Annotated in this window: 6 protein-coding genes; all 6 read left to right on the forward strand. The window is 52.7% G+C overall.

From position 1 onward, the window contains the following. The first annotated feature begins 197 nt into the window (after window positions 1-197). The 6 genes from ACTG3Z_RS17255 (at window position 198) to ACTG3Z_RS17280 (ending at window position 8,627) form a co-directional block, all read left to right on the forward strand. A complete protein-coding gene (locus ACTG3Z_RS17255) occupies window positions 198-1,076 on the forward strand; it encodes a LysR family transcriptional regulator (protein WP_439144240.1) in 879 nt (292 codons plus the stop codon). A 94-nt stretch (window positions 1,077-1,170) separates the two neighbouring features. Further along, a complete protein-coding gene (locus ACTG3Z_RS17260; RefSeq protein ID WP_439144241.1) occupies window positions 1,171-1,992 on the forward strand; it encodes a putative hydro-lyase in 822 nt (273 codons plus the stop codon). A gap of 30 nt (window positions 1,993-2,022) precedes the next feature. Beyond that, a complete protein-coding gene (locus ACTG3Z_RS17265; RefSeq protein ID WP_439144242.1) occupies window positions 2,023-3,060 on the forward strand; it encodes a TRAP transporter substrate-binding protein in 1,038 nt (345 codons plus the stop codon). Between the two features lie 71 nt (window positions 3,061-3,131). Beyond that, on the forward strand, window positions 3,132-3,695 hold the full coding sequence (locus tag ACTG3Z_RS17270) for a TRAP transporter small permease subunit (protein WP_439144243.1): 564 nt from the start codon (window positions 3,132-3,134) through the stop codon (window positions 3,693-3,695). A gap of 4 nt (window positions 3,696-3,699) precedes the next feature. Beyond that, window positions 3,700-4,983, forward strand: a complete 1,284-nt coding sequence (locus ACTG3Z_RS17275) for a TRAP transporter large permease (RefSeq protein WP_439144244.1) — start codon at window positions 3,700-3,702, stop codon at window positions 4,981-4,983. 68 nt (window positions 4,984-5,051) lie between these two features. Continuing rightward, complete coding sequence (locus ACTG3Z_RS17280; RefSeq protein WP_439144245.1) at window positions 5,052-8,627, forward strand: hydantoinase B/oxoprolinase family protein; 3,576 nt, start codon at window positions 5,052-5,054, stop codon at window positions 8,625-8,627. Window positions 8,628-8,815 lie beyond the last annotated feature (188 nt).

The following is an 8,815-nucleotide window of genomic DNA, read 5'->3' on the forward strand; positions in this document are numbered from 1 at the left end:
AGTACCGTGGCTGTAGGCTAAATCCGTCTGGGGTAAGGGGGAGATCGGCCTCAGACCGATTTGTGCAACAAAGCCCCTATTAGGATGATTTGAGAAAATGGACTATTTTTTGCAATTTCATTTACGACCTTTTGATCCACCAGTTGCTTCGATTTTTTTACATAGATGAGATTTCTGCTAAATAAGTGGATCACCCCATGACCTTTGACCAAATCAAAACTTTTCTCTGGGTCGCACGCCTTGGTGGATTTCGCAAAGCGGCGGAGCGTTTGCACTTGTCCCAGCCTGCGGTCTCGACACGGATTGCAAACTTAGAGGATGAACTGCGCGTTCCATTATTCGAACGCAGCCAAGGCGATGTTATTCTCACCAAACATGGATCGCTTTTGCTGTCCTATGCCGAGCAGATGTTGTTTGTGGAAGAAGAAATCAAACAGCGTGTCGCCAACCCTTCAGAGACCGAAGGACTGTTTCGCGTCGGCGCGTCCGAGACAATTGCACAGGCTTGGCTGCCCGAATTTCTAAAAGCTTTCAGCACACAGTATCCTCGGGTAAATGTTGATCTGACTGTCGATATTTCGCTGAATCTACGCGCGGCTTTGCTCGAACGCCGTTTGGATCTTGCTTTATTGATGGGGCCGGTGTCTGAGTTCAGCGTCGAGAATGTGGCTTTACCCGCGTTCGATCTTCATTGGTATCGCTCGACCAAGAACGAGCAAACGGATCTGAGCGAAATTCCAGTCATTTCCTATTCCAGCCAAACGCGCCCCTACCGTGAACTTATGTCTGAACTTTCTCGCCGCGTTGGGCCGCGATTACGTGTCTTCGCCTCTGCGTCTCTTTCTGCGAGCCTCAAGATGATTGCGGCGGGAATCGCTGTCGGCCCTTACCCCCGCGCGCTGGCGAATGATTTTTTGCTCTCTGGGCAGATCGTCGAATTCGATCCGGGATTTCGACCCCAACCTTTGATGTTTACGGCATCTTACCTTTCTGAACCTCGCAGCTTTCTTGTTGAAAACAGTGCCGAAATCGCCAGTAACGTAGCGCAAGAATGGGATGCTTCACACCCGCGGTAATTTCAAAAAATCTATCACAAGTGATACAAAATGATAATTTGCATGAATTAAGTGATCTGTAGAGAGTAGAGCCATCACTAGATAGGCTTTTCTTATGAGTACTTTGAGCACGTCTCATTCTGATCTCACCGACGCCTCCGTACAGAAGGTGCGCGCTGCAATTCGCTCTGGATCTTACACAGGGCACACAGCGGGTCTGGCGGCTGGAAAGCTCCAATGCAATCTCGCTATTCTCCCTGAGCGCTATGCATTGGACTTTCTGCGCTTTTGCCAGCGCAACCCCAAGCCCTGCCCTGTTGTCGGGGTAAGTGATAGTGGTGACCCCTATCTACCAACGCTAGGTCGCGACATTAATATCCGAAGCGATGTGTCCAAGTACCGCGTCTTCACCGATGGCAGGCTGTCAGACGAAGTCACCAACATATCAAAGCTATGGCGCGATGATTTGGTAACCGTGGCACTAGGCTGTTCATTTACGTTCGAGAACGCGCTGATGCGCAATGGCATTCCTGTGCGCCACATCGAAAGCGGGCGCAATGTGCCGATGTTCAGCTCCAACATTGATCTGATGCCGGCAGGGCCTTTTGCGGGCAAAATGGTCGTGACCATGCGCCCGATTCCAGAGGCGCAGGTTGAAGACGCCCGCGAGATCAGCGCGCGCTTCCCACAAGCCCATGGCGCACCTATTGGGTTTGGCGATCCTGAAAACATCGGGATCGCTGATCTGTCAAAGCCACAGTGGGGCGAAGCGGTTCAAATCAAAAGCGGCGAAGTGCCGGTCTATTGGGCCTGTGGCGTCACCCCTCAAAACGTTCTGCTTGATGCGAAACTGCCGCTCTGCATCACCCATTCCCCCGGTCACATGCTGATTTCAGATGTGGCTGAAGACGCCGAAACCACAATTCTACAACCATAAAAACTAAAACAACCAACAAGGAGAGTATCCATGAAAACAGTTACATCAGCCATTGCCGCGCTTGCGTTCAGTGCCAGCGCAAGCTTTGCCGACAGCCCTGTCGTACTTAACGCAGTCGGCACCTGGTCGAGCCTGACAAATTTCCAAAAGCACGAAGAGCCTTTCTTTAACCAGCGTCTGCGCGCAGCCTCTGACGGTAATATCGTAGGCAAGATCCAGTCACAGTCCGGTCTGGGCCTGAAAGGATTTGAGATCATGCGTCTCGTGAAAAACGGAGTATTTGATTTTGCTTTCGGCCTGCCCGGATATGTCGCGGCGGAAAACGCGATCTTTGAAGGGGCGGATCTGTCGTCTTTGACCCAAGATATCGACACGCAGCGCAAAGTGTCCGACGCCTATTACCCAACGCTCGAGAAGGCCTTTGCCGACATCTACAACGCCAAGCTTTTGATGCTCTATCCGTTCCCGAGCCAAACGCTTTGGTGCAACGGTGAAGTGAATGGTATTGAGGACCTGAATGGCAAAAAGATCCGCGTCTACTCAACGACTTTGGGTGATTTCGTCGAAGGTGTTGGCGGTACATCTGTAACTGTATCCTTCTCCGAAGTGATCCCAGCGCTGGAAAAAGGCGTTGTCGATTGCGCGATCACAGGCACCATGTCGGCTTACACCGCAAAATGGAACCAAGTTGCGACGCACGCCTACACATTGCGCGTCGGTTGGGGCCTCGCGTTTGGGGCGATGAACATGGACAAATGGAACAGCCTGTCTGCAGATCAACAAGAGCTGATGCAGAGCGAAATCGCGACGTTGACAGACGCGATGTGGGCCGAAACCGCGACAGAAGATGACATTGCTATTTCGTGCATCACAGGCGGCGCTTGTGAGATTGGCGAAGCGGGTTCGATGACTTTGATCGAGCCTTCTGAAGCGGACCTGAAAGCACGCGACACCATCGCGACAGATGTTGTACTGGCCCGTTGGGCCGAGCGTTGCGGCGAAGAGTGCGCTGCGAACTGGAACAGCACAGTTGGTCCGATCTTGGGTCTGACAGCTGCTGCCAAATAAGCTAAAAGCACTTGGGCGGCAGGCGTTTGTCTGCCGCTTCATTCTCCTCATTTCCCTACAGGACTCCTCCGATGTTAGAGCGTTTGTTAAATAGCACCCGCACCCTAAGCCTTTGGCTGACCTGGCTTGGCGGTTCTTTGATCGTCTTATCCGCCTTTCTGGTCACGACTGAGGTGTTCCTGCGTAAAGTGTTCAATGTTTCCATCGGTGGTGCGGATGAGATTTCCGGCTACGCCTTTGGTGTCGCAACCGCGCTGGCGCTTTCTTATGCCTTGTTCGAGCGCGCGCATATTCGGGTTGATGCAATGCTTGGCGCGATCCCTAAAGGCTTACACGGTATCATAAATCTGTTCGGGATGATCATGCTGATCAGCTTCGCCGCAGTCATCGTTTACAACGTTTGGTCGTTGGTCGCCGACACGCTCGACAATGGCTCTCGCTCGATCACGCCTATGCGCGTCCCACTCGCTATACCGCAAATTCCATGGCTGCTTGGCTGGATGTTCTTTGTCTTTTCCGGTGCTTTGCTCTGCCTCGTCGCGCTCAAACGCATGATGGCGGGCGACTCTGATGGCACCCAAGATTTGATTGGTGTCAAATCCCTTGATGAACAAATCGAAGACGAGACGGTATAAATCGATGCTTTTGAAAACACTCCTTATTCTGTTGGCGCTGATCGGTTTAGCAGTCCCGATTGCCGCGTCACTGGGCTGGCTTGGCCTTATCTTGCAATACACCGACAGCCCCATGCCACTACATCGCGCAATTTCAGATATGGCTTGGCAAACCTCGACCGACTTCCTGCTCGTCGCCATTCCAATGTTCGTGATGATGGGCGAAATTCTGCTACGCGCCGGTATCACAGAGCGGATGTATGATGGTATCGTCAAATGGGTCGGCTGGTTGCCCGGTGGCTTGATGCATTCCAACATCGGCTCTTCGGCCTTGTTCGCCGCAACCTCTGGCTCATCTGTTGCCACGGCAGCCACAATCGGCACCGTTGCCGTGCCGCAGATCGAAAAGCGCGGGTATAACGAGAGCTTGTTTCTTGGCACAGTTGCCGCTGGCGGCACTTTGGGCATTCTCATTCCGCCCTCGATCAACCTGATCCTTTATGGGCTGCTGACTAATACGTCCGTGCCAGAACTTTACCTCGCGGGTTTCCTCCCCGGCTTCCTTTTGGCGCTTTTGTTCATGGCGACCATTGTCGTGGCTTGCATGATCAAACCTGAATGGGGCGGTGAAAAACTGCGTCACACATGGGGTGAACGTCTGCGCGCTCTTCCGTCACTGATCCCGCCACTGGGTATCTTTGTCGTCGTCGTCGGCTCGATCTATGCGGGTCTTGCTACCCCAACCGAGGCTGCGGCTTTGGGTGTGGTCGCATCCATGATTTTGGCCGCGATCAATGGCAAAATGTCTATCGACATGATGCGCCAAGCGATTGAAGGAACCATGCGGACGACAGCAATGATTATGCTGATCATTGTCGCCGCTGTGTTCTTGAACTTTGTGCTCTCCATCATCGGCTTGACCCAAGCTTTGACGGACTTCGTCACGGGTCTTGGCTGGACGCCGATGCAAACGATGCTGATGATTGTTGCAGTGCTGATCTTGATCGGCTGCTTCATGGAGACCTTGTCGATGCTGCTGACAATGGCTCCGCTGATCACACCAATCGTCGTCGCACTTGGATTTGATCCGGTTTGGTTTGGAATCTTACTGATGGTCCTGCTGGAAACAGCGCTGATCACGCCCCCCATAGGCATCAACCTTTATGTGGTGCAAGGCATCCGCAAGTCAGGGCCGATGATTGATGTGATCAAAGGCGCGTTGCCCTTCGTAGTCACGATGTTTGTGATGCTTGCGCTTTTGCTGATCTTTCCGAACCTCGCGCTTTGGCTGCCGTCTTTTTTCTACTAATCGCGACACCTCTTCATTCTTACAACTGTTAGAACTGCTGGTCCGCCAGCACACAAAGGAGCTATGCCATGTGGCAATTCTGGGTCGACCGTGGGGGCACATTCACGGATATCGTAGCAAAGTCGCCCGACGGTGAGCTGCGCACACACAAGCTTTTGTCCGAAAATCCAGAGGTTTACCCTGATGCCGCAGTTCACGGCATTCGAAAGCTGCTCGAGCTTGGCGTTGAGGATCCGATCCCGGCTGGTCAGATCAGCGCAGTCAAAATGGGCACTACCGTTGCGACTAATGCACTGTTAGAGCGCAAGGGCGAACGCACACTCCTGCTGATCACTAAAGGCATGCGAGATTTGCTAAGGATTGGATTTCAAAACCGTCCAAAACTGTTCGACCTCAACATCAAACTCCCCGAACTTTTGTATGAAGACGTGATCGAAGTCCAAGAGCGGATCGCTGCAAATGGTGAGATCATCACACCGCTTGAGCAAGAGCAGACACGCGCCGCCCTGCTGGATGCTTATGCGCAAGGATATCGCTCTGTCGCAGTCGCCTTAATGCACAGTTACCGCTTTTCAGAGCACGAGCAGCTGATTGGCGAGATGGCCCGAAAAATTGGCTTCGATCAGGTCTCACTAAGCCACGAAGCAAGCCCTTTGATCAAACTTGTATCGCGTGGGGATACGGCTGTTGTCGATGCATATCTATCACCCATTCTGCGCCGCTATGTGCGACAAGTCGCTGACGCCCTTGGAGCGGAAACAGGCGGATGCGAACGCTTGATGTTCATGCGCTCGAATGGCGGCTTAACGGACGCCGCGCTTTTTGAGGGACGCGATGCGATCTTGTCTGGTCCAGCGGGGGGTGTCGTAGGCATGGTGCGTACAGCGACGCAACATGGATTCGAAAAGCTTATCGGCTTTGACATGGGCGGCACATCGACGGATGTGTGCCACTACGCTGGCATTTTAGAGCGCAGTTTCGAGACGGAAGTCGCAGGTGTGCGTATGCGTGCTCCGATGATGTCGATACATACAGTTGCGGCGGGTGGGGGCTCGATCTTGTCCTACCGCGATGGCCGTATGCAGGTAGGACCTGACAGCGCAGGCGCAAACCCCGGTCCCGCCGCCTACCGCCGTGGCGGACCGTTGACAGTGACAGATTGCAACGTGTTGTTGGGCAAACTGCAGCCTGATCAATTCCCCCATGTCTTTGGCCCCGGCGCAGATCAACCGCTTGATGTCGATGCGGTGCGCAGCAAGTTCGAGGCGCTCGCCCGCGAGATTGGCAAGAACATGACGGTCCAAGAAATCGCCCAAGGTTTCTTGCGCATCGCCGTCGAAAACATGGCCAATGCAATCAAGAAGATCAGTGTCCAACGTGGTTATGACGTGACCAAATATACGATGAACTGTTTTGGTGGCGCGGGAGGTCAACACGCCTGTCTCGTTGCAGATGCTTTAGGAATGCAGAGCGTGTTCATCCATCCGTTTGCAGGGGTTCTGTCTGCTTTTGGCATGGGCTTGGCAGACGTGCGCGCAATGCGAGAACATCAATTTGGCCAAGGGATCGAACACATTCAAAAGGCGCGCAAGATTTTAGATGGACTTGTGCGCGATGCGCAAAGTGAAGTCAGCAGCCAAGGGATTGATCTTGCGCAGATTAGCATCGTTCAGACTGCGCATATCAGACCGTCTGGTGCACAACAAACGCTAGACGTCCCTTTTGCAAGCGCGGAAGAGATGCGAAAGACGTTTGAAAAAGCACATCACCAACGGTTTGGGTTTGTGCCAAAAGAGGCAAGCTTGGTGATTGATGTGCTGTCTGCCGAAGCGATTGGCGCAACCGGGGAAACTGTTCAGTTTGAGCAAAACCCAACGACCAAAGTTTCATCTAAAACCACTCAAATGTGGTCGGTCGATAAGCTCTATGACGCACCGATTGTGGATCGGACGCAGATGCATGTCGGCGAGACCATCCAAGGTCCTGCGATCTTGACGGAGCCCACAGGCACCAACATTCTTGAGCAAGGCTGGCAAGCAAAGTGCGTTGAAGGGGGATGCCTTGTGCTGACACGAGCTACAGCGCTGGAACGAAAAGAGGCAATCGGGACAACGGTCGATCCGGTCATGCTCGAAGTGTTCAATAACCTGTTCATGTCGATTGCGGAACAAATGGGGGCAACTTTAGCCAACACCGCCTATTCAGTGAACATCAAAGAACGCTATGATTTCTCTTGCGCGATATTCGACGCGGCTGGCGATTTGGTCGCCAACGCACCGCATGTCCCCGTGCATCTTGGGTCCATGTCTGAAAGCGTGCGTGTCATTCTGAAGCAGAACAGTGGCAAAATTCACCCTGGCGATGTGTTCATGATGAACAATCCATTCAACGGCGGCACGCATTTGCCGGATGTCACTGTGATCACCCCTGTGTTCGACGACGCTGGTGAGCGCATACTCTATACAGTAGCGAGCCGTGGCCACCATGCGGATATCGGAGGTAAGACCCCCGGTTCAGCCCCACCTGACAGCCGCAGGATCGAAGAAGAAGGCGTTCTGATCGACAATTTCCTATTGGTGCAACAAGGTCAGTTGCGCGATGCTCAGACGCGCGAACTTCTTGCATCTGGCAGCTACCCGTGTCGCAACATTGATCAAAACATGGCAGATCTTTCAGCGCAAATTGCCGCAAACACCACTGGTTTGAGCGAACTTCAAAAGATCACCAAACAATTTGGCGTCGAGACAGTGCATGCTTACATGTCTCATGTGCAAGACAACGCCGAGGAAAGTGTACGCCGCGTGCTTGATGTATTGCATGATTGTGACTTCACCTATCCGCTTGATAGCGGTGATCAAATCCAAGTGGCAATCTCCGTGGACAAACAGCGGCGCGAAGCAACGATCGACTTTACAGGCACCTCCGAACAGAATGGCTATAACTACAACGCGCCTTTGGCGATTTGTCGCGCCGTGGTCCTTTATGTGTTTCGCACATTGGTCGGCACGGACATCCCGATGAATGAAGGCTGCTTGAAACCGCTTACGCTTGTTGTTCCTGAAGGATCAATGATCAATCCCAAAGCTCCTGCGGCCGTTATTTCAGGCAATACTGAAGTCAGCCAAGCAATCGCAGATACGCTTTATGGTGCACTTGGTGTTATCGCAGGGAGCCAAGGAACGATGAACAATTTCGTCTATGGCAATGACAGTTATCAAAACTACGAAACCATTTGCGGAGGCACAGGCGCGGGCGACGGGTTTCATGGCACCGATGCGGTTCACAGTCACATGACAAACACAAGAATGACGGATCCAGAGGTTCTGGAAACGCGCTTCCCTGTGCGCCTTGATGAATTCTCAATACGCCAAGGATCAGGTGGCCAGGGTAAATATCAAGGCGGAGAAGGCATTATCAGACGGCTTCGTTTTCTTGAGCCAACCACGGTCACTGTTTTGTCCTCTCATCGTATAGTCCCTACACATGGGATCAATGGGGGGCGCGCCGGTGCAGTTGGTGAAAACTTCATCGAACGTGCAAATGGAAAAAAAGAGCTATTGCAAGGCAATGACGAAGCTCAGATGTGCGCTGAGGATGTGTTTGTCCTCAAATCCCCCGGTGGAGGTGGATGTGGAAAGGGATGAGTATCTATCGTGAAGTGTGGGTATGAGACGTTGGAATTTGCGGCGTCCTGCAGAAATCGTAGCGATGCAAAAAACTAACAATTGAAGCGTGAATTTTACTTACTAACGTAGAACGGCTTTGTTGCACAAATCGGTCTGAGGCCGATCTCCCCCTTACCCCAGACGGATTTAGCCTACAGCCACGGTAC

This window comes from Planktotalea sp. (assembly GCF_965659345.1).
Taxonomy (GTDB): domain Bacteria; phylum Pseudomonadota; class Alphaproteobacteria; order Rhodobacterales; family Rhodobacteraceae; genus Planktotalea.

Bases quoted from the DNA above. Each gene is read 5' to 3' on its own strand.
- ACTG3Z_RS17280 (WP_439144245.1), top strand. From the start codon at position 5,052: ATGTGGCAATTCTGGGTCGACCGTGGGGGCACATTCACGGATATCGTA.
- ACTG3Z_RS17255 (WP_439144240.1), top strand. From the start codon at position 198: ATGACCTTTGACCAAATCAAAACTTTTCTCTGGGTCGCACGCCTTGGT.
- ACTG3Z_RS17270 (WP_439144243.1), top strand. From the start codon at position 3,132: ATGTTAGAGCGTTTGTTAAATAGCACCCGCACCCTAAGCCTTTGGCTG.
- ACTG3Z_RS17265 (WP_439144242.1), top strand. From the start codon at position 2,023: ATGAAAACAGTTACATCAGCCATTGCCGCGCTTGCGTTCAGTGCCAGC.
- ACTG3Z_RS17260 (WP_439144241.1), top strand. From the start codon at position 1,171: ATGAGTACTTTGAGCACGTCTCATTCTGATCTCACCGACGCCTCCGTA.
- ACTG3Z_RS17275 (WP_439144244.1), top strand. From the start codon at position 3,700: ATGCTTTTGAAAACACTCCTTATTCTGTTGGCGCTGATCGGTTTAGCA.